The following is a 22,784-nucleotide window of genomic DNA, read 5'->3' on the forward strand; positions in this document are numbered from 1 at the left end:
AGGCCTTCGCGAAGCTCAAAGCACATCTGCGCAAGATCGGGGCCCGCACCTTCGAGGCGCTCTGGCGCGCCATCGGTGACATCTGTGATCTCTTCACCCCGCAGGAATGCTGGAATTACCTCAAAGCCGCTGGATATGCGTCCGTTTAAGGGTCCGATGCTCTAGCCGCAAAGGAAGAAGCCACTTTTGGTTCCGATGCTATAGCTGTCGGGTAGCAGAGGGAGCTGATCGTTATACTTTTCCTGTATCGATCTTCGACCAGATTTTCCGAAAGCGACTGATACGACTTCGCAGTGGCGGTCTCTTTTGCCGCGTTTTCGGCAAGCTAGCACCTGTGGGATCCGGATACACAATGCGCTTCCCGTGTACAAGTATTGTTGCCGCCGTGAATATTGGGCACAGATAGGGGTAATCGAGCTGCAGCATTCTGCGAACATGCTGAAGGCGGGCTCTGCGCATCGTTAACAGGCTCTCCGGAACCCGGGTTCCAAGGAGTGCCGAAAGCGCAACGCATTGCGTCGCGAGGGCAATCCGGTCGAGCGGAGCCCGCATCCAATCTTCAATACGATCCCAATCGAAGTCTGACTCCAGGCTTAGGGTATCCAAGTCAACGAGGTGGCGGAGGTCGATCCGCCCGACCCAGAAATCCCCGTCGTGAAGGAGATCATGCACGAGAATGTGGAAGGCCCGCGAGGTTGAATCAGGCAGGTTAACGATCATTCCGGCATCCCCGAAGGCATGCGAATGCGCAGAAAGCCGCGTAGGCGGGTGCAACCGAGCCGGTCCAGGTGGGCGGACATGGAGATCCACCATGGCGGCGTCCGAAGAGCGGAAGAGATCCGCCTTGAAGTGATGCTGCGCCTCTCCAACTTCGCTGTCCGTCCGGAAGCCGATCGCTACCAAGGCCTGCATCGCGGGATCGACGTCTTCGGCCGGAACGAGGATATCCAAATCGGTCAGCATCCGCTCGCCAATGCGTTCCGGCGGGCTTGCCCGGAGCCATGCAGCACCTTTGATGAGAGTCGGTACGATTCCTGCCGCGTTGAGGCAAAATGCCACTTCATCGAGTTGTCCCTGCAGTCGCGTGTTCCGGGCAGCATTACGTTCGAAAATGAGCCGTAGATACGCGGCCACATCCTCGGGACAGGTCTCCGGGCGAAGCCGGACGGCGAGGGTGGGGGTGACGAGACAGCGATTGGCATCCTCGATGATGCCGAGCCAGTCGACGTCAGGAGGCGGCGAGCCGCGTAGGCATGCTGCGAGATCGCTCAGACGCCGACGCGCTTTCATCATCAAGGGTCCTCAGAAAATCGACCGCATTGTGGAGCTCGGAATAGTGAAACTCGAAAGCATGGGCGCCAGAGACCACCTGTGCAAGGCCGCGCGCACCGGGGCCCAACAAGCGCCCGGATGCCGTATACGCATTACGGATCAACTCCGACAGCACCGTGACCGCATCGACGGGAATGAGGCGAGGGTTCGCATGAGCGCTGCGCCTGAGGAACAACAATCTTGAAACTCCGTGAGCCTCGGACGTGCATGGACGGAGGGGCGTCAAATAGCGGACGCGCCGGGCGTCTAGCCGGCGGTGAATTGGTGTCTTCGGGAGATCGGGTCTGATGGACTTGAGCAGCGGCCAGATTCCGGGTTTAGCTGCCGGGGCAAAGGGCACCCCGCGAACGCGGCCGTCGGCTCCGACGAGCACGATATCGTCACTCCCATATTCGAACCCTGCTTCCGTGAGAGCGACCGTCAGGCCCGTCTTGCCCGCCCCCGGCTGGCCGAGCAGGAGATTGGCGCGTCCTCCCCGGACGAGACAGGCACTATGCAGAGCGATATCGGGTCCGGTCCGCGACAGGACGATTTCGGTGAGCAGAGCCTTCACGGCCGGGATGAACTCGTCCCTGGGATGAAAGCTCACAGGGCGACCCGGCCCGTGAAGGGCAGTACGGTCACCGGCGCCCCAGGACCTGATCACGATATCGGGCTTTGTACGTGTTCCACGCAGGTGACCGAAGGCCTGGAGCAGGAGATCGTGTTCCGGGCCGGCCGGCAGGACGAGATCGACCGAGACGTTCGGGAGCGAAATCAGCATCGTGGCGGTATCCTGGGCCGATTGCGCAGGAGGAGAAAAGTCGATCAATCCCTCCTGTGTCCACTGGTCGACCGCACTCTCGACCTGCTGTTCCGCGGCGCCGGAAGGAATCCCACGCTCGATGAGTTCCGGGACGATGTCGTTGGTATCGACTCCCTCGGCGAGGCGACACCAGATATAGGCCGCGGGCGAACTCAACTCGAAGAGGCGCTGGCGGGACTCGCTGAACAGGAGAGGCCGATCCCCGACGTAAAGGAACTCGACGTCGCCGGCGGGGGAAATCCTCATACAGCGCTCCCGAAGCAAGAGGCGTCTCGATCGACAGTGTCTGTCTCTGCACGATCAGCTCGAGGCGCGAACCTGATCGCTCTCGTGCGTCCGGCGAGAAGCTGCAGATAGGATAGGGGCTCGCAACTCACGCCGCCTTATCTAGGCTGTATCATCCGATCGTCGACAGGGCCGGAGGGAGCGAAAGCTCTATCGTGGAAGGGAGCGAAAATGGAGATCCGGCGAGACAAGCGACCTTCCGGACAGAGTGCGGCTCGATAAGGCGAGACCGCTTACGACTTGCGGGCCGGCTGACCTTCCGACCACCGCAAGCCGGTGCTTTCCCGGCTGGTCGAGGCGAGGCGCGCAATCACGATGCCCGAGAGCAGCCCGGCGATGCTGCCGCCGACCGGCGCTGCGGCCAGGCCGATCACCCATCCAAAGGGGAGCAGAGCCAGGAAAGTAGCAGCACTGGCGAGCATGGCGGCAAACACGATAACGAACACTTCAGCACCCGGGAGCACGTCAACCCGCTTGCAATGTGCTCCATCCGCACTAAGGCAGCAATATCGGAAAAGTACTATACGGAGCAGAATGCTTGATGTCCGAAGGGCTTATCTTGCGTCTCGCGGAATGGCCCTCCTGTTTCAGGATCCCAACCAAGGGGCTCAGGATCGGCCCGTGCGCTCTGTTCCCCGAGCGTCGGCATGGGGCACCTCACCCATGAATCCAGCGAGAGCCAAGCCGGGAGACGCCAAAGCTGCAGCGCGCCGGCGTCGCTAATTGCCGATCGCGACTCCCTCGCGCCGGCTGTCCGCGCCTCCCGTCAAGCCATCCGGGCCGACTAGAATGGCTTGGAGGCCCGAGGTCATGTCGATCGCGCGCACCGCATGGCCTTTTGCTTCGAGGCCCGGAATCCACGCTTCCGCTTCCGTCCCGCGCTCGACCTCGGTCGGGCCGTTGCGGCTCCCGACATTCGGCAAATCCACCGCGACCTGAGGGTCGAGCTTCCAGTCGAGGAGAGCGAACAGCGTCTTCGCGACGAAGTTGATGATCATGCTGCCTCCCGGCGAGCCAACCACCGCATAGAGACGACCGTCCTCGTCGAAGACGAGCGTCGGAGCCATGGAGCTCCGCGGCCGCTTGCCGGGCTCAACCCGGTTGGCCGCAGGCTTTCCATCCTCGATTGGCTCGAAGGCGAAGTCGGTCAGCTCGTTGTTGAGGAGAAAGCCGCTTCGGGTCATGACGCGCGCGCCGAAGCCGGACTCGATGGTGGTCGTCATGGCGACGGCCCGCCCCTCCCGATCGACGATCGAGATATGGCTCGTGCCGAATTCGGCGTCGTCCGACGCACCCCACAGGAAGGTCTTCCGGAACGGCGGATCCCCGGGCTGGGCCCGTCCCATCGAGCGATCGGGGCTGATCAGGGCCGAGCGGGTGGCCAGATACTCCTTATCGATCAGGCCCCGAACCGGAACCTGTACATAGGCCGGATCAGCGACGTAGAGGGCTCGGTCCGCAAAGGCCAGCCGCCCTGCCTCGGAGAACAGATGGACGAAGTCCGGTCCTGGCGGGATGGTCGGGAGATCGAAGCGTTCCAACATGCCGAGGATCTGCTGGACGGCGATGCCTCCTGAGCTCGGCGGTCCCATTCCGCAGATGCGGTAGGAGCGGTAGGGGCCACAGACCGGCGAGCGTTCCTCGACCGTGTAGGCGCGCAGATCCTCGAGCGTCATGTCCCCCGGATTCGTCGGGTGGGAGGTAACGGCCGTCACGACGTCCTGCGCGATGTCGCCGCTGTAGAAGGCCGCGCTGCCTCCGGCCGCAAGCGCACGCAGGGTCTTCGCGAGGGCCGGGTTCCGGAGAATCGTGCCGACCGGCTTCGGCGTGCCGTCGTCCCGATAGAAGAGCTCCTTCGCGAGCGGATCGCTTCGGAGCGAGTCATCCTGCGCCAAGAGGCCGTGCAGGCGTGGCGAGATTGGGAATCCCTCCTCAGCGAGCCTGATCGCGGGTGCAATGAGATCGGGCCAGGCGATCCGCCCCCAGCGTTCGTGGGCCGCCTCGAGGAGTCTCACGACCCCGGGCACCCCGACCGAGCGTCCGCCGACGACCGCCGCGAGGAATTCCATCGGCTTGCCGTCGGGGCCGAGAAAGCGGTCCGGCTTTGCCGCGGCCGGCGCGGTTTCCCGTCCGTCGAGGGACACCACCTCGCGACCGTCCCAATGCAGCAGGAAGGCGCCGCCGCCGATCCCGGAGCTTTGCGGCTCGACGAGATTCAGAACGAACTGCACCGTGATCGCCGCGTCGACCGCGCTGCCTCCGGCGGCCAGAATCCGGCGGCCTTCCTCGGCGGCGATCGGGTTGGCGGCAGCCACCATATCGCGGCCGGAATGCTCGACCGTTTTCGTCGATCGGCCGGTCGCGCCCTCGGGTGCCGGTGCAAGGGCCTGGGCGGCCGCTCCACACGGCGTCAGGGCCGCCAGCGACGCCATGCAGGCAGCGGCGAATGGAGCCAGGAACGCGATTGGCCGCCCCGAGTTTTTCATGACGGTGATCCTCCCGGATCCCATCCTACAGGCCGTGCCGCAGGGTTCCAGCACTTGCGTGACGTGAAGCGAAGTGCGCGTGCCCTGCATCGGCCGCGGTGATCCTGCGCTCCATTACGTCACGGTTTCGGCGCCGACATACTGATGACACGCATCGGCGATACCACTCCCGCAACCAAGGGGAATCACCTGACAGAAGGGCGTCGAACATGAATTCCTATAACCTGTTCCGCACCCCTGGTGCTCATCCCCTGGTTTGCGCTGTTCCGGAGGAGTGTGCCGTTCCGGGTTTTCTTTCATCTCCGGGTTGGGAGTTCGGCGGACGCGTGGAACCCGAATCGGTGGCGCTGGTCGGCTTCGACTCCCAGGCTGCGGCAATCGGGGTTCACCTGAACGGATTCTACCTCTTCGCGGACTTTTCGAAGACCATGCGATCGGAGCAGGGCTTCAGCGCTGGCCGTTGACGCCGCACCGGCCAGGGAATGCAAGGCCGTATTCGAGCGACAGGGGATCGTTCATCACTGCGAGCGCGCGATTCAGCGGGTCTGGCCAGCCGCATGGAGTTCTATCGCCCGCCCGAGCCGCCGGCATTCCCGCCGCCGTTGCCGTTTCCCCCTCCGCCATTGCCATTCCCCTGGCCGCCGCCCGCGTTCCCGCCGCCTTGACCTCCACCGGCATTGCCGCCGCCCTGGCCGCCTGCATTCCCTCCGCCGGCATTGCCGCTCCCGGCATTTCCGCCGCCCGCGTTGCCTCCGCCCTGACCGCCTCCTGAATTGCCGGGGCCAGAACTGCCTGCGTTCCCGCCGCCCTGACCGCCGCCGGCATTGCTGCCGCGGCCATCACCACGCGCGTTTCCACCGCGATTGCCGGTCGATGCTTCGGCGGCGGCTGCGCTTTCGCTCGCCCCGCGCTCGCTCCCGCTCCGAGCCCCGCTGGCCCGGCCGGGGCCCGACCCGCTCCTTACCGAGTCGGGGGCACGCTTCCCGCGGCCCCGCACTGCGTCCCGGACCTCTTCGGCCCAGAGGCTGTTCCGCCCCGATCGGACCGGCTCCGATGACGAAGCTGCCCAAGCCGTGGCGCTCATCCCCGAGAGGAGCAGCAAGAGAACACCCGGTCCGATATATCGATGGTGCGAACGCTTCATCGTGCTATGGACTGCCGCAATCTCACTGCCTCTCGAATGGAGCAAAATTCAGGACTATCCATGGGCCGGGCTGGTCCTGCAGGTGCATTGAGTTAAATCGGCTGAATCCGAACATCGATCAACCCCCGGCGATTGTCACAAGGCTCCGCGCGAGCCGTTTGCTCTCGGAGTTCCCGTGGGATCCACCCTTTCGCTCATTTGGACGATCACGCTTACGGCAACGATCCTGCAAGCTTCGAACGGCCTTCTGCAAGCCTTGCTGCCCCTGCGCATGCAGGCCGACGGCCTGCCGGTGACGGCGATAGGTCTCGTGGCAACCGCCTATGGGGCTGGTTTCGTAGTCGGTTGTTTCATGGCCCCGAAGCTGATCCGCCGTGTCGGACATATCCGCGCTTTCGCGAGCCTCGCGGCAACCGCTGCGGTCGTCGCGCTTGCCTTCACGACGGCGCAATCGGTGCTGGCCTGGATCATCTTGCGCGCCTTGTCGGGCATTGCCCTGGCGGGCGTGTTCACCGTCATGGACGGCTGGATCAGCGCACGCGCAACGCCTTCGATCCGCGGTCGTGTCCTTTCGATCTACATGATCTGCACCAAGCTCGCCTTGATGCTCTCACCCCTCGGAATCGGGCTTGGTAACGTCCGGACCGACGGATTGTTCATGCTCGTCGCCGCCATGATGTGCCTGTCGCTCTTGCCGGTCTCGGCATCGAGGACCAAGGAACCTCCAAGCCCCAAGTCGACCCGGATCGATATCGCGGGGCTGTTCGATGTCGCTCCGTCGGCCGTGGTCGGAGCCTTCGCCGTCGGCCTCGTGAATGCGCCCGTCATGGCAATCGCGCCCGTCTTCGGCGTGTCCGTCGGCCTCGATCAAGCCGAGGCGGCTGCGCTGCTCGTCGCCCTTCAGGGAGGAAGCCTTGTGCTGCAATGGCCACTCGGGTGGCTGTCCGATCGCATCGACCGCCGCTATGTCATCGCCGGGCTCGCGGCTGGTACGTGCCTCGTCTCGATCGGAATTCTGATGGCGAGCCGAGCCGCGTCACCCGGGCTTCTCGTTGCGGGCTTCGCTGTCTGGGGTGGCCTGGCGCTCTGCATCTATTCGATTTGCGTCGCTCACGCCTGCGATCTCATCGAACCCGGGCAGATCGTGGCAACCGTCGGAACATTGCTGGTTTGCTGGGCCATCGGCAGCACGATCGGCCCCGTCCCCGGCACGGCCATGATGGCTTGGCTCGGCCCCGGCGGACTCTTCATCTATTCCGCGGGCGTAGTGCTCGGGCTTGCGATCTTCATCGTGATCCGCATCCTGCAATTGCGACGCCCAGTCTCGGGTGGCGGCTTCGTTGCCCTCGCACCGACGAGCCCCGCAAATGCCGCTTTGTCTCCGCGGCTTGATGAGGATTCACCGGGAGGTCGGTCTACAGACCGGCATCGCTGACGACCGTGGAATCGTCGACGCGGACGTCCGCATAGCGGTCGAGGCGCTCGTCGATCATTTCGTCGATGCGATTGTAGACCTCCGCAACCGACAGGTGACGGGTTTTCTTTCCCTTGCGGTCGTAGAACAGGGCGCGATTGGCTTTGGCTGCCGCAGGGAACAGCTTGGGCGCGCTCTGCTTCGGCCGATCGTCGAGGTTCGTGATGAATCGGGTGGCGCCCTCGACGCCGAAGAAATGGGCGAGGTAGAATTCCGAGCGGGTGATGGTCCGCCCGATCCGCCGTTCGATACGGTTCCGGTCACGCTTCAGCATTTCCGCGGCCATGAGCGCCGACAGATAGGGGTCGCGGCGCAGCCCGAGGATATGCTCACGCATCGCATCGTCCGCAATGGTGAACTGTCCGTTCTCGGCCTGAATGGCCGCGCTTTCGGCAGCAAGACCGTGTTCGGCGCCAAAGCTCTTGACGATCTCGAGCCAAGTCCCTTCCAGGAACTGGAACAAGCCTTCGGCCGAGGAACTCGAAGCCTTATTGTGCGGAATGAAGCTCGATTCCTTGTCGGCGAGCGCCATCATGTAAACGGGGTCGACGGCGGTCGCTTCGGAGGCCTTGAGGATCGTTTCGACGAGCCGGCGCGGTACTCGCATACCGTCGAACTCGAGAAAATCCTCCTCGACGGGCTCGATCGTCGCTCGCACGGAATCCGCGGCGTTCACCGTTTCCATGCTCTTTCCGTCGATCCATTGGGCTTGGGACAGCCCGACCGCCGCCAGATCGACGCTTGCCTGCAGGGCAGGAAGAGCCTCGGGGACTTCCTGCGGAATGACGGCCCCTGCGGCGGAACCGGTCGCGGCAACGGGAGACAGCGCCAGACCGGATGAAAGCTGCTGATGGTCTGCTCGTACAGCCTTCACGGATTTCGGCGTTTCGGCACGGGCGGCGAAACCGCCGGCACCCGCCGTCATCAGCGCGACCAGGCCTGCCCGAAGGCCGACTTTCCGCGCCCGTGCATAGCCTTCTCCGTCTCTGCGAGACGTAAATTTGCTGCAGGGCCGGAGCCAGGCAGAAGATTTGCCAAGAATAGCAAAAGAAAATCGTGCGTTCACGCCTGCGAGCGCAGGCGCGCCAGAGTCGAGCATCGTGATTACCCCCACCGGAGCCGCGGCTGCATTGGCGCGCGGGCAGGTTTCTTCTTCAGAATGCGAGGGTGCGCATGACGCGGAGATGCGACGAGAATGGGTCAGCTTGAGCATGTCGCAGGCAAGCCTCCTGTGACGCAAAGTCACCGCAGGGAAGGCTCGCGGTTGATGCTGACCGACTCGTTAACGCCGGCAGTTTCCTCAAGAATGGGTTAATTCAGGCTTCGATACGAAAGCCGAACGTGCGTCTAAGGGAGCGGTAAAGCTTGCCGCCTCGTTGAAATCAGCACTTCGGGCTTGGTTGATAGAAGGGACGTTCGCCCGCCGAACGTGCGTCGGGACGCTCTGTCCTCACCACGTCGCGCGGAGGCCCGCGTAGAAGGAGCGGCCTGCGGTCCCGAAATCCGGGATCTCCTGATACTCCGCATCCGTGATGTTTTCCGCGCGCGCGAAAGCCGCAAAAGTATCGTTGATGCGGTAATCCCCGTACACGTCGAGGCGGGCATAGGGTGGAAGCTCTCGCGCGAATCCAAGGGTCCCCGGGCGTGATGTGGCAAACACCAGAGATGGCTCGATCGACAGGTCCCGCATGGGTGTGAACGTCAATCCGATGCGGCCCAGATGTTTCGGCAGCCTTGGCAGACTCAGACCCGTCGTGGCATCCGTGGCAATGAGATAAGTATACGCCGCACGTACACGCAGCCATGAGGGGATCACATCGATATCGGCGCCGACTTCGATGCCGGAGGTTCTCGCCCGGCCGAGATTGACGTAGCAGCCAAATGCCCCAGGCTTGCACGTGGGAGAGCCGAAATCGAAGTCGATCAGATTCCTGAGCCTGTTTGCGAAGGCGGTGATGAAGAGCGTTCCCCGGTCCTCGAAGACTCGCTGGTCGACTCCCGCGTCGACTCCAAAGGAGTATTCCGGATCGAGCAATGGGTTTCCGAAGAGTGGATCATACAACTGGAAGAGCGATGGCGCCTTGGCGCCTGTGCCGATGCTCGTGCGCAAAGTCGCTCCCGACTGCGGAATCACATAGGCTGCGGTTGCGCGCCATGTCGCAAAACGATCGATCTTCGAAGCGTCGTCGATGCGCCCGCCGATCGAGAGGTGGAGATTGTCGAGGAGAGTGATCTGATGCAGCAGGTAGGCCGATCGTGTGTTGCGTGAGGCGTCGTTCGTCTCCCGCTCCGCGATCGGGAAAGGCAGGACGGACGACTCCTGAGATCGGAATGTTTCGTTCTCGAAGCGTGTTCCGAATGTGAGAAGACCGGCCGAACCGAGCTTCAGATCACCTTGGTACTCGGCAGCTTTCCTGTCACCTTCGAAGCCGGTCCTCAGCCAGGATGTCGGATCGACATCGCGGTTGCTCCGCCGTGACGTTGAACCCGAGACCGTGATCGTGCTGCGCAGCGCTCCGCCGAGTCCGTCGTTGATCAACCGCGCGAAGCCTTCACCGAAGCGGTGCACACTCTCCGAGGCAGTGTCGGGAAAGGGCTCGAAGGCCGCGTCATACTGAGCTTGGTTGAGGCTTCCATAGCCGCCGATCTCAAATCGGGTATCCGGCGAAAGCTCCAGACCGATCCGCCCGCTCCCCCCGATTCGCCCGGTCGCGTCCGGTTCGAGCGGCCAGGCGCGAAGTCGCTCGATGCGACCAATACGGTAGCCGTAGCGCGAGAAACCCGCGGTGTCGTAACTCGACAGCGAGAAGGCATAGGACAGGCCGCCTTCACTCCCGGATGCAGCGGCACGCAATCCTCGGCCGCTATAGGAACCCCCTTCGACCGCCACGTTTCCCCGCGGAGTCCCGCGCCCGTGGCGCGTGATGATATTGATGACGCCACCGATTGCGTCGGAACCGTAGATCGCAGATTGCGGCCCGCGCAGCACCTCGATGCGCTCGATATCCGTCGGGACGATCGATGAAAAATCGAACTCGCCGGCGGGCAGAGAAGGATTGTTGACCCGCACGCCGTCGATCAGGACAAGAGTCTGGCTCGCTTCGGTGCCGCGCAGGCGCACCGTCGACACTCCCCCGGGACCGCCGTTCTCCGTTACGGAGAGCCCCGGCGAGTGCCTCAGAACATCGGCGATGCTCTTCGGTGACGACTTCGCGATTTCTTCGCCGGAGATGACCGTGATGGCGCTGCCCGCCTGCGTAACCGCGAGCGGCGTTCGTGTCGCAGTGACGACGAAATCGGGCGTTTGCGCGAGAGCGACATTCGCCTGCGGCAGGAGCAGGAGAGCGGATGCCGCCAATGGACGACGGAATGATGGAATGAAGGAAACCTCCTGCTCGCCCCACCGGCGCGCGTGAGAGTTGCGGGGGGCTCCGGCCGGTCTCCTGGCTCGCGGGTCATCGCGCACGATCCGCCTTCCCGAACTCCGCAGCGCCGGAGGCGCTTGTAGAGCCAGTGGCATGAGGGATCGCCGCTCGCCGCTTACAGTTGCGGGGGCAGCCACGGCATGGGAGAGGGACTCTCCGCGCCGTGTTCCCGTTTAACCTCGGAGGGATCCGAGGCACCGGTGTCTGGAGGTCTGTTAGAGGGTTCCCCGGAATGCCGCAAGCCGGCAAGTGGCGCTTCCTGGCCGCGATTGCACTGGCACTTGCAACACCTGCGCGTCCGCAGGCTGCAGGGGTGCCGCACCGTATCGCCTCGCTGAACCTCTGCGCAGATCAGCTGCTTCTGGCCCTGGCCGACCGCTCGCAGATCCTGTCCCTGAGCCCTCTCGCGCGTGATCCCACGATCTCATTTCTCGTGGGTTCGGTGGGCGATCTGCCTGTGAATTCCGGTCGTGCCGAGACCCTGCTCTTCGAAAGGGCGGATCTGATCATGATGGCACGCTGGGGATCTCAGGTTCAACGCACGCTCCTGGAGCGCCACGGCTTCGAGCTGATGCTGCTCGAGCCCTGGCGAAGTCTCGAAGCAGGTTACGCGGAGATCCGGGCAGTCGCCGCGCGGCTCAGTCATCAGGAGCGCGGAGAAGCTCTCATCGAAGCCATCAAGGCTGCCCTGGCCCGCGCCGAGAGCATCGTGCAGCCAGGGCGCCGGGTGCTGACACTTTACCGTCGCGGCTGGGCCCCGGGGACCGAGTCGCTGACTGCAGAGCTTCTGCGCCACATGGGCTTCACGCTGCAGGAAGAGGAGCTGGGGGTGGGGCGAGGGGGCGTGGTTCGTCTCGAAAGTCTGGTCGCAAACCCTCCCGATTATGTCCTGATCGACGATATCCAGGGACTGGCGATGGACCAGGGAACCGCGCTTCTGATGCATCCCGCGCTCCTGACAGCGGTTCCGCCCGAGCGGCGCCTCAACCTGCCGAGCCGGCTCGCCATCTGCGGAGGGCCATCCACGCCGGCGCTGATCGACGCCATTGCCGCCGAAGTGAGACGGAAGGTCCACTGAAAGGCTGGAGATGAGCCTCAACGGGATGCCGCCGGGCAACCTCGCGAGTCCGGGGTCGGGCTGACCATCGGGAGAGGTCGTGCACCGGACAGACGAGACTCGGACTGGCCTTCTCGAATTCGAGCGAATAGATGGGGGCCTTGGGCCGCCACCCTTCGCGGCAGGATCTGGTTTCCGCCTTCATGCATGATCTTCCTCAGCCTTCCGGGGCCGCCACTCCGCCTCCGGAGCAGCCCGACCGGGTGGTGGAGGTAGGGCATGGCGGCGAGCCGCCCCGGCGCGGCCGGCGGCGGCGCTTCGCCTGGCTCGGTACGCTCGCGAGCGTCGCTATCTTCACGGCCTCTGCCGTCGTGCTCTGGACGATGGCCTCGGAGGTCAATTTCGCCGAGGTGCAGGCAGCATTCACGGCAGCCAGCGGTCGACAGCTCGGGTTGGCCGCCCTCCTCACGGCCGTCAGCTACCTGCTCCTGACATGCTACGATGCGCTGGCCCTCCGCCAGCTCAAGCTTCGGGTACCCTATCGGACGACGGCACTCGCCTCGTTCACGAGCTACGCCGTCAGCTTCAATCTTGGTTTCCCGCTCCTCACGGCCGGGACCGTTCGCTACTGGATCTACTCGGCACATCGCCTGAGCGGCGGAAGCGTTGCGAGTCTCACGATCATCTCGAGCCTGACCTTCTGGCTCGGCATGAGCCTCGTACTCGCCTGGAGCCTCCTGAGGCAATCCGGCGAGCTGGCGGTGCTCATCTACACGAGCATCTGGATCAACCAGTTCCTCGGCGTCGTCGTCACAGCGCTCATCATCGCCTATCTGATCTGGGTTTCGCTGCGCCGTCGCGCCGTGATCATCCAGGGCTGGCGGCTGGATCTGCCGGGCTTCCGGCTGTCGGTTGCGCAGATGCTTCTGGGAGCAGGGGATGTCTGTGCCGGAGCAGGCGTTCTCTTCGTCCTCCTGCCAGGCGGGCATGGCATCGGATTCGAGACCTTCCTGGCGGTGTACGTCGCCGCAGTCATGCTCGGCGTTGCGAGTCATGCTCCCGGAGGCCTCGGCGTCTTCGAGGTGACGGTGCTCCTTGCGCTGTCGAGCTACCCGCGCGAACCGATCCTGGGCGCGCTTCTTCTCTATCGGCTGTGCTACTACGTCGTGCCCTTCATTCTCGCCCTCGCACTGCTCGGTGCCTACGAGATCTCCAACCGGCTCCGGCAGGCCAGGGCGACGCTGGCCCAGCAGGAGGAAGAGAACGTCTCGTGAGACGGAATCGGACGCGGACGGATGAGGTCGGGCTTCCGACACGCGGGCAGAGCCTCGTGAGCGGGGCTCGAGCCCGAGCCGGAGGCTGTTATCCGAGGAGAGGCCGGAGCGGCGCCGGAAGAGCCGTTCTCCGGCACACCGTCTCCAATGCCTGACCGACTCCGGAAGGGTTCGGGTTCGCCGGTCAGGCGGGCAGCCTTGCGGGGGGCCTTTCTCGCGGCAGCAGTCATCCTCGCCGTGGCGGCCGCTCGGCATCAACTCGACGGCTGGCTCGTTGGAGCGGCGGTCTTCGCCCTGGTGGTCAGTGCCGCCCTCCCGCCGGAAAGCCCGCGCAGGTCGCCCCCCGAACCTGCGACCGTGCCACGCCAGGAGCCCGGCTCGGCCGAGGCTCTGCTCGCCAACATTCCCGATCCGGTCATTCTCGTGGACGGGCGTGCCGTCGTCCTCGCGGCCAACGAACCCGCAATGGCATTGCTCCCGGGCCTCCAGTTGAAGCATCCGCTGTCGTTTGCGTTGCGCCATCCGGATGTTCTCGAGGCCATCGATGCGGTCCTCCGGACAGGCCTCATCCGGAAGGTGCAATATGTGGAGCGCATGCCGACGGAGCGAGCCTTCGAGGTACAGCTCGGTCCCTTGAAGACTCAAGAGGATCCTGCAGCTGTGCGCCCCGGCGTGGCGCTGTTCTTCCGCGACCTGACATCCGCCCGCCGACTCGAGCAGATGCGGGTCGACTTCGTTGCAAATGCCAGCCACGAGCTGCGCACTCCGCTCGCTTCGCTCATCGGCTTCATCGAAACCCTGCAAGGGCCGGCCCGCAACGACGCGACGGCTCGGGAGCGCTTCCTCGAGATCATGCGAGGTCAGGCGCAACGGATGAAACGCCTCATCGATGACCTCCTGTCCTTGTCACGGATCGAGATGCGGGCCCATCTCGCTCCCGAGGATCGTCTCGATCTCACGGCGCTCGTCAGACACATGGTCGATCTGCTGTCGCCGCTCGCCCGCGAACGCAATGTCGAGGTCCGCCTGACGGTTCCGGATGCGCCACTCTACACTCGCGGCGACCGCGACGAACTCCTCCGTGTCATTGAGAATCTCGTCGAGAACGCCGTCAAATACGGCGAGAGCCCACGCGGTGTGGATGTGATGCTGCGCGCCGAGGGACAGGACGCCAGCGCACCGGAGCGGATCGAGCTGACGGTGCGGGATTATGGGCCCGGGATTCCACCCGAGCATCTTCCCCGGCTCACGGAGCGGTTCTACCGAGTCGATGCCGTCCAGAGCCGCGAGAAAGGCGGGACCGGCCTCGGTCTCGCGATCGTCAAGCATATCGTGAACCGCCACCGGGGTGAGCTCAAGATCGAAAGCGAGCCCGGGGCGGGCGCCCTCTTCCGCATCACGCTTCCCATGGTGCGCGATGCGGAACCCAAGGAAGAGGCGGCCGGATCCGTATGAGCGATTCGGCCGCCAGCTTCGGCCGAGCCGATGCTCGGCGGCATCAATGCGCGCCGGACACCAGCTGGTAGATGGTGACGAGAACTTCGAACAGGATGAGTGCGACGATGATCACTTCCAGCCGCAGGGAGCGCTCGGTATGGATCAGATCGCTCAGAGCGGTCGCCGTCTGTCCGATGACGGTCAGCTTCCGGTGGAGATCGCCTGCGCGCTCCCTGAGCTCGTATTCATCCTCGAGGCGCGCATAGAGGCGTTCGAGATCGGGACGGTCCCAGAGCACATCGGGCTTCTCTTCCACGGCGACGCGTCCGGAGACCCGATGGCGCACGATCAGGGCGTTTCCGATCAGCTTCAGGATCGTGCGGAGTCCGCGAGGGGCACGCCCCCGCTCTGCGAGGCGGCGGGCATGAGGCTCGATCACGTCGAATACAGCCGAAACTTCCTGTTCGTCACGCGAGAGCGCCGCGCTTTTTGCAAGGGCGTCCGCAATCACGACAAGGCGATCCGGCGAGAGGTCACGAACCTGAATGGGTCCACCGGGCGGGATTTTCCCGTCTTCCTGATCAGGAGCAATCTCGATCTCGGCGGTCTCTTCCACCTTGTCGAGCGGGCCTGAAATTCGTGGCTGGAGGTTGCGGAGGACCTCATCCTCTTCGAGGGGCGTGAGGCCGACGAGGACCGCGACACCGTAACGGAACAGCACGACGAATCCCTCGCCCGCACGAAATGCAAGCGGATTGGTCGCGAGCACGTCCGCCCGCTCCAATCCCATGAGGTCGATCCGATCGCTGACAAGAAGGGCCCGTGCAGCAAGTCGCTTCGGACGTGTTGCTTCGGGTTGCGCCATCGGAAAACTCTCCAATTTGTGGACACTCGCGCACGACATAGCAGAGCGAAGTGCGATTCCCGAGCCGGAGCAGGATCATGGCCGGGCGGCGCGCCGATGCAACGAGTCCTCCCTGCTCGACAAAACGAGGTGTCGGAAATCGAAGGCAAGGAACGGAGTGCCGGTCGTCCGCACGTTGCGCTATGGTACAGAAGATGGGGCTGGTGTGCCACGCAAGCGAACGCGGCACGCCGGATACCTTTGATCAGGAGGAGCTTGATGATGTCGTTCCGAGCCGCGCCCATACTCCTTCTCACGGCATTGCCGGCCAGCAGCGCTCAGGCGGATGCCCCGTGGCCCGTGGAGGGCCTTTACGAGGTTACGTTTCGTCTCGAACTCCCGCACCTAGAACGATGGGCGATCGAGGAGAGGAAAGCCATCTGCGTTTCGGATGCGCTGCCCGCCGGCCGTATTCCCTTTCCGCCTCTGAGCGACAACAATCCGTTCTCGGAATGTCACGCCAGGAATATCCGGAAGGATGGGGAGCAACTGACATACGACATCGCCTGTGGCGGCAGGGACGCCGCGAAAGCACAGGCCGCCTACGTCCTCACGCCGCACACGTTTTCCGGGCGCATCGCGATGACCCTGGGCGCGAAGAATATGACCATGTCGGAGGTGCAGACGGGGCATCGGATAGGAGGCTGCGACCTCGCGGGTAAGTGGCCGAAGTAATGGGAATCCGCGGTCCTGGCTCGTGTCGAGAGTGCTGATTGCCAAAAGGCGTTCGTGCACTGCCCGTTTCATTGCACTTCCGTCATTGCGAGCCGCGGGCGAGACGAACCATCCGTCGATGGGTAGATTGCTTCACTGCGTTCGCAATGACGAGGAGGGTGGGAGGGCCGGATGAACACTACAGGATGCGGAGTGACGCCTGAACCACACCCGTCATTGCGAACGCAGTGAAGCAATCCAGACATGGGTCCACACCACTCCCGGATCGCTTCGATCCGCACGTGCTGACGGTAATCTACACGGCGAATATCCAAATAGATACGAGCAGCAAGCGCCGGCTCACTTCGCATCGTGAAAAATAATCCCGACCGTGTGGCGGTGGCCCGAGCGAACGCGGCTGACGCCGTGCCGAAGGTTGACTCGATAGCTGCCCTTCGTACCCGTGACCGGACGGTTGTGGGCGGCGAAAGCCACGGCGTCTCCCTGCCTGAGTGGAACCACTTCGGCCCGGCTCTGCATGCGCGGCCGCTGCTCGGTCAGGACGAACTCGCCGCCCGTGAAATCGCGTCCGAGTTCCGACAGGACGATTGCAGCCTGCAAGGGGAAAGCCAGCTCGCCATAGAGATCCTGATGCAGGCAGTTGAAGTCGCCCGGACCATATTGCAGCAGGAGCGGCGTTGGTCGCACTTGTCCTGCCTCATGGCAGAGCGCCAGGAAGTCGGCATGTTGCTCGGGATAGCGCATGCCGACATTCATGCGCTCGTTCCATGCATTGGCGATCGGCGCCAGTTGCCGATACAGCGCCGTGCGCAAGCCGGCGAGAAGCTTGGGCAGAGGATATTTGAAATAGCGATATTCTCCCTTTCCGAAGCCATGGCGCGCCATGACAACATGGCTTCGGAAATGCTCCTCATGAGGATAGAGCGCTGCGATCTCCTCGCATTCGTCCGGCCTCAGCAGCGTCTCCAGAACGGCACAGCCCTGGCTGTCGAGCTCGCTCGAGAGAGCCTCCCAATCGTAGCGGCCGACCCGTTCCTCGGCGGATCGGGAGTGGGATCCGGATGGCGCTACCGCTGCCTGGATGCTCATGCCCGCGATTCCTTCTCGAGAAGAGCACGCTTGCGCTCGACGCCCCAGCGATACCCGGAGAGCGCGCCATCGTTTCGCACGACACGGTGGCAGGGAATGGCCACGGCGATCCGGTTGGCTCCGCAAGCCTGAGCGACGGCCCGCACGGATTTCGGAGCGCCGATGCGGCGGGCGAGCTCGGTGTAGCTCACCGTTTCCCCAGCCGGGATTTCGCAGAGCGCCTGCCAGACCCGCTGCTGAAACGCCGTTCCGCGCACGTCGAGCGGGAGATCGAAGCCAAGTGCCGGCGCCTCGACGAACCCGACGACCTTGGCGACGAGTTCCTCGAACGCGGAATCGCCCCCGATGAGATTGGCGTTGGGGAAGCGGTCCTGGAGGTCTCGTGCGAGCGCGTCGGGATCGTCGCCCAGAAGAATGGCGCAGACACCCTTGGCGCTGCAGGCCACGAGGATGGAGCCGAGCGAGCATTCGGCGATCGCGAATTTGATCTCGGAATCGGCGCCACCGTCGCGGAAAGCCCTGGGCGTCATCCCGAGCACTTCGTTGGATTTTGCATAGAACCGACTGCTGGAGTTGAAGCCGGCCTCGTAGATCGCCTCGGTCACGCTGTGAGTGCTCCTGGCGAGATGGTCGCGAACGCGCCGCGCACGATGCGCATCCGCATAACCTTTCGGGGTCAAGCCGGTGATCGACCGGAAGATTCGATGGAAGTGAAATGGGCTCATGCCCACCCGTCCGGCCAGTGTCTCAAGGGCCGGTGTTTCTTCGGTGGCCTCGATCATGCGGCAGGCTGCGGCGACGGCCGCCGTATGCTGCTCCGCGAGCGAGGCCTCATTGGGCCGGCAACGGTGGCAGGCCCTGAAGCCTGCCCTCTCGGCGTCCTCGCAAGTGGCATGGAAGACGACATTGTGGGGCTTCGCCAGGCGCGCCGGGCAGGATGGACGGCAATAGATGCCGGTCGTCCTCACGCCATACACGAAGGCTCCGTCGAATGCGGGATCGCGGGCGACGACGGCCGCCCAGCGCGGGTCCTGCTCGACTGGCACCATCGTGGCTGGTATTTCGGTGACAAAGGTCATCTCACTCACCTTCGGCTGATGTCAGCGCCATTGCTAGCGGGCCGGGCGAGCATGCGCACTCCGCCTCTTGCTCTCGAATCCTGAACCGGATGGCTCCTCGAATGTTTGCAGCCGGGTGCCTATAATGCCTTTCCAGGCACTGTCCCGGCCAGGGTTTTGTTCCTTGAGAGGCGAGTTCGTGCCGGAGTGTCTGTCGGGGGCCAGATTGCGCTGGAACCTTGGCCTTTCTCATCCCTCGGTTTTGGCTCCGACCCGGCTCCGCGAGTATCGATCTCTTCCAGAGAGAGGTGCAGAGCCCGCAACCCGGTCATCGGCCGATGTCTCACCAACTGTCATCCAAGTGTCATGTGTCTGTCATAGAGCCGACGCCGAGGACGCATACCCCCGCTACCGCGAGCGCGGCCACGCTTTCGAAGGCCGTGCTCGGACAAATGGGAGATGACCCGTGAGAATTCTGTCCTATGCTCTAGCTGCCGGTCTCGCTGCCGCGACGATGGCGTCACCTGCAGGCGCCGCCCAGATTACCGGTGCGGGCGCGACCTTTCCGTTCCCGGTCTACGCCAAGTGGGCCGAGGCGTACAAGAAGGATATCGGTACGAGCCTCAATTATCAGTCCATCGGCTCGGGCGGCGGCATCCGCCAGATTCGTGCCAAGACGGTGGATTTCGGGGCCACCGATGCCCCGCTGAAAGGTGAGGACCTCAAGAAGAACGGCTACGTGCAGTTCCCGACGGTGATGGGCGGCGTGGTTCCCGTCGTCAATCTTGCGGGCGTCTCGAGCGGACAGCTGAAGCTCACCGGCGAGATCCTGGCCGATATCTTCAACGGCAAGATCAGCAAGTGGAACGATCCGAAGATCGCTGGCATCAACTCCGGCGTGACGCTGCCCGACGCGACCATCACCCCGATGTATCGCTCCGACGGCTCCGGCACCACGAATGTGTTCACGACCTACCTGTCGCAGGTGTCCGAGAGCTGGAAGAGCGGGCCCGGTGCGGGAACGGCAGTGGAATGGCCGGTCGGGCAGGGCGGCAAAGGCAATGAGGGCGTTGCCGCACTCGTGAAGCAGGTTCCGAACTCGATCGGCTATGTCGAATATGCTTACGCCAAGCAGATCAACATCCCGGTTGCCCAGCTCCAGAACAAGAACGGCAAGTTCGTGTCGCCGGACAGCAAGAGCTTCCAGGCCGCCGCTTCCGGCGCCGACTGGACTTCTGCTCCGGGTTTCGGCATCTCCCTGACGAACCAGCCGGGCGACGAGGCTTGGCCGATCACGGCTCCGACCTTCGTCCTGGTCTACGGGAACCCCGACAAGCCGGAGCAGGTTGCCGAGGTCCTCAAGTTCTTCGATTGGGCCTTCAAGAATGGCGACCAGATGGCGACCGAACTCGACTACGTTCCGCTGCCGGCCAACGTAAAGGATATGGTTCGCAAGACCTGGTCGCAGGAGATCAAGGGCGCGGACGGCAAGCCGCTGTTCAACATGTAATCCCGGCGACTGGCGTCATGAAAGGATCGGCGGATGGCTGCTCTCGTCGAGAAATCTGATGTGACGAGAACGGCTTCTATCCGCCGATCTCCCGAGTTTCCGTCGGATCGGGTATTCAGGGCCGCGAGCTTCGCCTCCGCGATCCTGGTACTCCTGGTTCTCGTCGGGATCATCGGCGCGATGATCTATGGTGGCTGGCCCGCCTTTCGGGAATTCGGGCCAGGCTTCATTACGTCCTCGGTCTGGAACGTACAGAACGATGAATATGGAGCGTGGGTCGCGATCGTCGGCACGCTCACTTCGGCCCTGATCGCGCTCGTCATCGGCGTCCCGATCTCCCTCGGAATTGCGATCTTCCTGACGCAGCTCGCGCCCGGCTGGATGAGGCGACCGGTCGCGACGACGATCGAGCTCCTCGCAGCAGTGCCGAGCATCATTTACGGCATGTGGGGCCTCTTCGTCTTCGCTCCGCTTTTTGCCCGTTTCGTGCAGATCCCGGTCTCTTCGCTCGTGGAGGGAATCCCGATCCTCGGCACGATCTTCTATGCGCGGGTTCCATCCGGAGTCGGCATTCTCACGGCCGGCATCATTCTCGCGATCATGATCATCCCGTTCATCGCCTCTGTGGCACGGGACATCCTCGAGCAGATCCCCACGGTATTGCGGGAGAGCGCTTACGGAATCGGCTGCACGACCTGGGAGGTGGTGCGTCACGTCCTCATGCCGCAGGCCGGCGTCAGCATCATCGGCGCCATCATGCTGGGCCTTGGCCGCGCCCTCGGTGAAACCATGGCGGTCACCTTCGTGATCGGGAATGCCAACCGTCTCTCCCTCTCGATCTTCGATCCGGGCTCGACGATCGCCTCGCGAATCGCGAACGAGTTCAACGAAGCCATCGGCTTGCAGCTGAATGCGCTGGCGGCACTCGGCTGCATTCTGTTCATCGTGACCTTCGCGGTGCTCGTTGTCGCGCGGCTGCTGGTCGCTCGCGTACAGCGGATTTGAACGGAGACGACCATGGACGCCTACGCTCGCGCCACGATGTCGGAAGGAGCCCGCTGGGGCCGCGTCCGCCGCAGCCGTCAGCTGCGCGATCGCGCCATGAAGGCGATCTGCGCGCTGTTCACGGCGCTCGGTGCATTCGTGCTCGGCTGGATTCTCTTGATGCTGATCGTCAAGGGCTTCAACGGCCTGTCGCCAGCCGTCTTCACCGAGGTCACGCCGGGTCCGGGAACCGAAGGTGGAGGCATCGCGAACGCCATCGTGGGTAGCCTCATTCTCACGTTCCTGGGGATCATCGTGGCAACTCCGATCGGTGTTCTCGCAGGTACCTATCTCGCCGAGTTCGGAAGGACATCGCTGCTCGCGCAGGTGATCCGCTTCGTGAACGATGTCCTCCTGTCGGCTCCGTCGATCCTGATTGGCCTTTTCGTCTATGCCGTGATGGTGCAGCCCCTCGGTAGCTATTCCGGCTGGGCGGGCGGCGCAGCGCTTGCGATCATCGCGATTCCGGTGATCGTGCGAACCACCGAAGACATGCTCAGTCTCGTGCCGGGCTCCCTTCGCGAGGCAGGGGCTGCACTCGGCGCGCCGATGTCCATGGTGATCACGAAGATCACATGGCGTGCCTCGCGGGCCGGCATCCTCACGGGGATTCTGCTCGCGACGGCGCGAATTTCGGGCGAGACCGCGCCGCTCCTCTTCACGGCGCTCAACAACAACTTCTGGTTCCGTGCCGATCTGATGGGTGGCGTTTCGAACCTGCCGGTGATGATCTACCAGTTTGCCCTCTCGCCATATGAGAACTGGCGTGACCTCGCCTGGGCCGGAGCTCTCCTGATTACCCTGGCCATCCTCGTCCTGTCGATCGTGGCACGCCTCCTTTTCAAGCGGGAGCCGGGCCGGTGAGTCCGTCACACAGTCCGGTAATCCCCTTTCGCTCCGTCCCGCAGCAGCCAGCCTCTGCCGTCACGAGCCATCTTCATGGATCTGGTCCAATGAGTTCCTACACGACTTCTGCGGCCCGTAGCGTCGGAGTGGCGCCGGCCGACACGAGCGGCGAAATTCGCATCGCGGTGCGTAACCTGAACTTCTTCTACGGCAACGCACGTGCCCTGAAGGACGTCTCGCTCGATTTTCAAGACCGGCAGGTCACCGCGTTGATCGGGCCGTCGGGATGCGGAAAATCCACGCTCCTGCGAACCTTCAACCGGATCTACAGCCTCTATCCGGACCAGCGGGCCGAGGGAGAGATCATTCTCGACGGGCGAGATATCCTGTCGTCCACGATCGACGTGAACGAACTGCGCGCGCGGGTCGGCATGGTCTTCCAGAAGCCAACGCCCTTTCCGATGTCGATCTACGATAACATCGCGTTCGGCGTGCGGCTCTATGAAAAGCTCTCGCGAGCCGACGTCGACAACCGTGTCGAGGAAGCGCTCCGCAAGGCGGCTCTCTGGGACGAGGTGAAGGACAAGCTTCGGCAATCCGGCACGAGCCTGTCGGGTGGGCAGCAGCAGCGGCTATGCATCGCGCGCACGGTTGCGCAGCGCCCTGAGGTCATTCTCTTCGACGAGCCGACCTCCGCTCTCGATCCGATCTCGACTGGCAAGATCGAAGAGCTCATCGAACAGCTGCGGGCCGACTTCACGATCGTCATCGTCACGCACAACATGCAGCAGGCGGCCCGCATCTCGCAATTCACGGCCTTCATGTATCTCGGCGAGCTCGTCGAGGCAGGATCGACCTCGAAGATGTTCATGAACCCCGCCCAGAAGCGGACCCAGGACTATATCACCGGTCGCTTCGGCTGATCCTGTGCTTTCGGTG

General features: G+C 63.6%; 20 protein-coding genes, 1 pseudogene and 1 riboswitch. Of the genes and pseudogenes, 11 read left to right on the forward strand and 10 right to left on the reverse strand.

The window, feature by feature from the left end:
* Window positions 1–149 (forward strand): annotated as a pseudogene (locus BN1233_RS49775) (IS630 family transposase); the annotation flags it as partial.
* Window positions 150–231: 82 nt separating this feature from the next.
* Here the strand turns inward: BN1233_RS49775 and BN1233_RS43115 are convergent.
* The 4 genes from BN1233_RS43115 to ggt form a co-directional block, all read right to left on the reverse strand.
* Complete coding sequence (locus BN1233_RS43115) at window positions 232–1,293, reverse strand: nucleotidyltransferase family protein (RefSeq protein WP_048708622.1); 1,062 nt, start codon at window positions 1,291–1,293, stop codon at window positions 232–234.
* Window positions 1,229–2,383, reverse strand: coding sequence for a hypothetical protein (locus tag BN1233_RS43120; RefSeq protein ID WP_048708620.1), 1,155 nt, complete (start codon window positions 2,381–2,383; stop codon window positions 1,229–1,231). Before BN1233_RS43120 ends, BN1233_RS43115 begins: the two co-directional genes overlap by 65 nt.
* A gap of 272 nt (window positions 2,384–2,655) precedes the next feature.
* A complete protein-coding gene (locus BN1233_RS20660; protein WP_147707408.1) occupies window positions 2,656–2,868 on the reverse strand; it encodes a hypothetical protein in 213 nt (70 codons plus the stop codon).
* A gap of 273 nt (window positions 2,869–3,141) precedes the next feature.
* Complete coding sequence (gene ggt / locus BN1233_RS20665) at window positions 3,142–4,908, reverse strand: gamma-glutamyltransferase (protein WP_052763865.1); 1,767 nt, start codon at window positions 4,906–4,908, stop codon at window positions 3,142–3,144.
* Between the two features lie 209 nt (window positions 4,909–5,117).
* On the opposite strand from ggt, the gene BN1233_RS44815 reads away from it, so the two are divergent.
* Entirely contained in the window at window positions 5,118–5,372 is a 255-nt protein-coding gene (locus BN1233_RS44815) for a hypothetical protein (RefSeq protein ID WP_048708618.1), read from the forward strand.
* On the opposite strand, the gene BN1233_RS48480 is transcribed toward BN1233_RS44815, so the two are convergent.
* Window positions 5,356–5,754 carry a hypothetical protein gene (locus tag BN1233_RS48480; RefSeq protein ID WP_187144332.1) on the reverse strand — a complete coding sequence of 133 codons (399 nt, stop codon included), beginning with the start codon at window positions 5,752–5,754 and terminating at the stop codon, window positions 5,356–5,358. The two genes, BN1233_RS44815 and BN1233_RS48480, sit on opposite strands and share 17 nt — an antisense overlap.
* A 473-nt stretch (window positions 5,755–6,227) precedes the next feature.
* Here BN1233_RS48480 and BN1233_RS20685 point away from each other — a divergent pair, with 473 nt between their 5' ends.
* Entirely contained in the window at window positions 6,228–7,487 is a 1,260-nt protein-coding gene (locus BN1233_RS20685; protein ID WP_046865525.1) for an MFS transporter, read from the forward strand.
* Here BN1233_RS20685 and BN1233_RS43125 read toward each other — a convergent pair.
* Both BN1233_RS43125 and BN1233_RS20695 read right to left on the reverse strand, forming a co-directional pair.
* Window positions 7,468–8,451, reverse strand: coding sequence for a transglycosylase SLT domain-containing protein (locus tag BN1233_RS43125; protein WP_187144333.1), 984 nt, complete (start codon window positions 8,449–8,451; stop codon window positions 7,468–7,470). The genes BN1233_RS20685 and BN1233_RS43125 overlap by 20 nt on opposite strands.
* 525 nt (window positions 8,452–8,976) lie before the next feature.
* Window positions 8,977–10,884 (reverse strand): TonB-dependent receptor plug domain-containing protein, encoded by a 1,908-nt coding sequence (locus tag BN1233_RS20695; RefSeq protein ID WP_048708616.1) that lies wholly within the window; start codon window positions 10,882–10,884, stop codon window positions 8,977–8,979.
* 58 nt (window positions 10,885–10,942) lie between these two features.
* A riboswitch (cobalamin riboswitch) is annotated at window positions 10,943–11,168 on the reverse strand.
* Between the two features lie 15 nt (window positions 11,169–11,183).
* On the opposite strand from BN1233_RS20695, the gene BN1233_RS20700 reads away from it, so the two are divergent.
* The 3 genes from BN1233_RS20700 to BN1233_RS20710 all read left to right on the forward strand — a co-directional run bounded on the left by BN1233_RS20700 (window position 11,184) and on the right by BN1233_RS20710 (window position 14,737).
* Window positions 11,184–12,029 (forward strand): ABC transporter substrate-binding protein, encoded by an 846-nt coding sequence (locus BN1233_RS20700; RefSeq protein WP_046865526.1) that lies wholly within the window; start codon window positions 11,184–11,186, stop codon window positions 12,027–12,029.
* A gap of 182 nt (window positions 12,030–12,211) precedes the next feature.
* The gene (locus tag BN1233_RS20705; protein WP_052763882.1) at window positions 12,212–13,282 is read left to right on the forward strand and encodes a lysylphosphatidylglycerol synthase domain-containing protein; all 1,071 of its coding nucleotides are present in this window, start codon (window positions 12,212–12,214) and stop codon (window positions 13,280–13,282) included.
* A 147-nt stretch (window positions 13,283–13,429) separates the two neighbouring features.
* Window positions 13,430–14,737 (forward strand): ATP-binding protein, encoded by a 1,308-nt coding sequence (locus tag BN1233_RS20710; RefSeq protein WP_046865527.1) that lies wholly within the window; start codon window positions 13,430–13,432, stop codon window positions 14,735–14,737.
* Window positions 14,738–14,780: 43 nt separating this feature from the next.
* Here the strand turns inward: BN1233_RS20710 and BN1233_RS20715 are convergent, their stop codons facing one another.
* Window positions 14,781–15,584 (reverse strand): RMD1 family protein, encoded by an 804-nt coding sequence (locus BN1233_RS20715; RefSeq protein ID WP_046865528.1) that lies wholly within the window; start codon window positions 15,582–15,584, stop codon window positions 14,781–14,783.
* A gap of 258 nt (window positions 15,585–15,842) precedes the next feature.
* Here BN1233_RS20715 and BN1233_RS20720 point away from each other — a divergent pair, with 258 nt between their 5' ends.
* Window positions 15,843–16,298, forward strand: coding sequence for a DUF3617 domain-containing protein (locus tag BN1233_RS20720; protein WP_187144334.1), 456 nt, complete (start codon window positions 15,843–15,845; stop codon window positions 16,296–16,298).
* A gap of 339 nt (window positions 16,299–16,637) precedes the next feature.
* Here BN1233_RS20720 and BN1233_RS20725 read toward each other — a convergent pair whose 3' ends face one another.
* Window positions 16,638–17,387 (reverse strand): 2OG-Fe(II) oxygenase, encoded by a 750-nt coding sequence (locus BN1233_RS20725; RefSeq protein ID WP_046865529.1) that lies wholly within the window; start codon window positions 17,385–17,387, stop codon window positions 16,638–16,640.
* Entirely contained in the window at window positions 17,384–18,466 is a 1,083-nt protein-coding gene (gene ada, locus BN1233_RS20730) for a bifunctional DNA-binding transcriptional regulator/O6-methylguanine-DNA methyltransferase Ada (protein ID WP_244470800.1), read from the reverse strand. Before ada ends, BN1233_RS20725 begins: the two co-directional genes overlap by 4 nt.
* Before the next feature lie 445 nt (window positions 18,467–18,911).
* Between ada and pstS the strand changes: the two genes are divergently transcribed.
* The 4 genes from pstS (at window position 18,912) to pstB (ending at window position 22,768) form a co-directional block, all read left to right on the forward strand.
* Window positions 18,912–19,955 carry a phosphate ABC transporter substrate-binding protein PstS gene (pstS, locus tag BN1233_RS20735; protein WP_046865531.1) on the forward strand — a complete coding sequence of 348 codons (1,044 nt, stop codon included), beginning with the start codon at window positions 18,912–18,914 and terminating at the stop codon, window positions 19,953–19,955.
* Between the two features lie 33 nt (window positions 19,956–19,988).
* Window positions 19,989–20,960: a phosphate ABC transporter permease subunit PstC gene (pstC, locus tag BN1233_RS20740; RefSeq protein WP_046865532.1), complete on the forward strand. Its 972-nt coding sequence runs from the start codon at window positions 19,989–19,991 to the stop codon at window positions 20,958–20,960.
* Between the two features lie 12 nt (window positions 20,961–20,972).
* Window positions 20,973–21,863: a phosphate ABC transporter permease PstA gene (pstA, locus tag BN1233_RS20745; protein ID WP_074078329.1), complete on the forward strand. Its 891-nt coding sequence runs from the start codon at window positions 20,973–20,975 to the stop codon at window positions 21,861–21,863.
* An 89-nt stretch (window positions 21,864–21,952) separates the two neighbouring features.
* The gene (gene pstB / locus BN1233_RS20750; protein ID WP_046865533.1) at window positions 21,953–22,768 is read left to right on the forward strand and encodes a phosphate ABC transporter ATP-binding protein PstB; all 816 of its coding nucleotides are present in this window, start codon (window positions 21,953–21,955) and stop codon (window positions 22,766–22,768) included.
* Window positions 22,769–22,784: the final 16 nt, after the last annotated feature.

Source organism: Microvirga massiliensis (assembly GCF_001006805.1).
Classification (GTDB): Bacteria; Pseudomonadota; Alphaproteobacteria; order Rhizobiales; family Beijerinckiaceae; genus Microvirga; species Microvirga massiliensis.

Bases quoted from the DNA above. Each gene is read 5' to 3' on its own strand.
- BN1233_RS43125 (WP_187144333.1), bottom strand. From the start codon at position 8,451: ATGACGGCGGGTGCCGGCGGTTTCGCCGCCCGTGCCGAAACGCCGAAA.
- BN1233_RS20705 (WP_052763882.1), top strand. From the start codon at position 12,212: ATGCATGATCTTCCTCAGCCTTCCGGGGCCGCCACTCCGCCTCCGGAG.
- BN1233_RS20710 (WP_046865527.1), top strand. From the start codon at position 13,430: ATGCCTGACCGACTCCGGAAGGGTTCGGGTTCGCCGGTCAGGCGGGCA.
- pstA (WP_074078329.1), top strand. From the start codon at position 20,973: ATGGACGCCTACGCTCGCGCCACGATGTCGGAAGGAGCCCGCTGGGGC.
- BN1233_RS44815 (WP_048708618.1), top strand. From the start codon at position 5,118: ATGAATTCCTATAACCTGTTCCGCACCCCTGGTGCTCATCCCCTGGTT.
- BN1233_RS43115 (WP_048708622.1), bottom strand. From the start codon at position 1,293: ATGATGAAAGCGCGTCGGCGTCTGAGCGATCTCGCAGCATGCCTACGC.
- pstC (WP_046865532.1), top strand. From the start codon at position 19,989: ATGGCTGCTCTCGTCGAGAAATCTGATGTGACGAGAACGGCTTCTATC.
- BN1233_RS43120 (WP_048708620.1), bottom strand. From the start codon at position 2,383: ATGAGGATTTCCCCCGCCGGCGACGTCGAGTTCCTTTACGTCGGGGAT.
- pstB (WP_046865533.1), top strand. From the start codon at position 21,953: ATGAGTTCCTACACGACTTCTGCGGCCCGTAGCGTCGGAGTGGCGCCG.
- BN1233_RS20720 (WP_187144334.1), top strand. From the start codon at position 15,843: ATGATGTCGTTCCGAGCCGCGCCCATACTCCTTCTCACGGCATTGCCG.
- BN1233_RS20725 (WP_046865529.1), bottom strand. From the start codon at position 17,387: ATGAGCATCCAGGCAGCGGTAGCGCCATCCGGATCCCACTCCCGATCC.
- ada (WP_244470800.1), bottom strand. From the start codon at position 18,466: ATGACCTTTGTCACCGAAATACCAGCCACGATGGTGCCAGTCGAGCAG.
- BN1233_RS20700 (WP_046865526.1), top strand. From the start codon at position 11,184: ATGCCGCAAGCCGGCAAGTGGCGCTTCCTGGCCGCGATTGCACTGGCA.
- BN1233_RS20715 (WP_046865528.1), bottom strand. From the start codon at position 15,584: ATGGCGCAACCCGAAGCAACACGTCCGAAGCGACTTGCTGCACGGGCC.
- ggt (WP_052763865.1), bottom strand. From the start codon at position 4,908: ATGAAAAACTCGGGGCGGCCAATCGCGTTCCTGGCTCCATTCGCCGCT.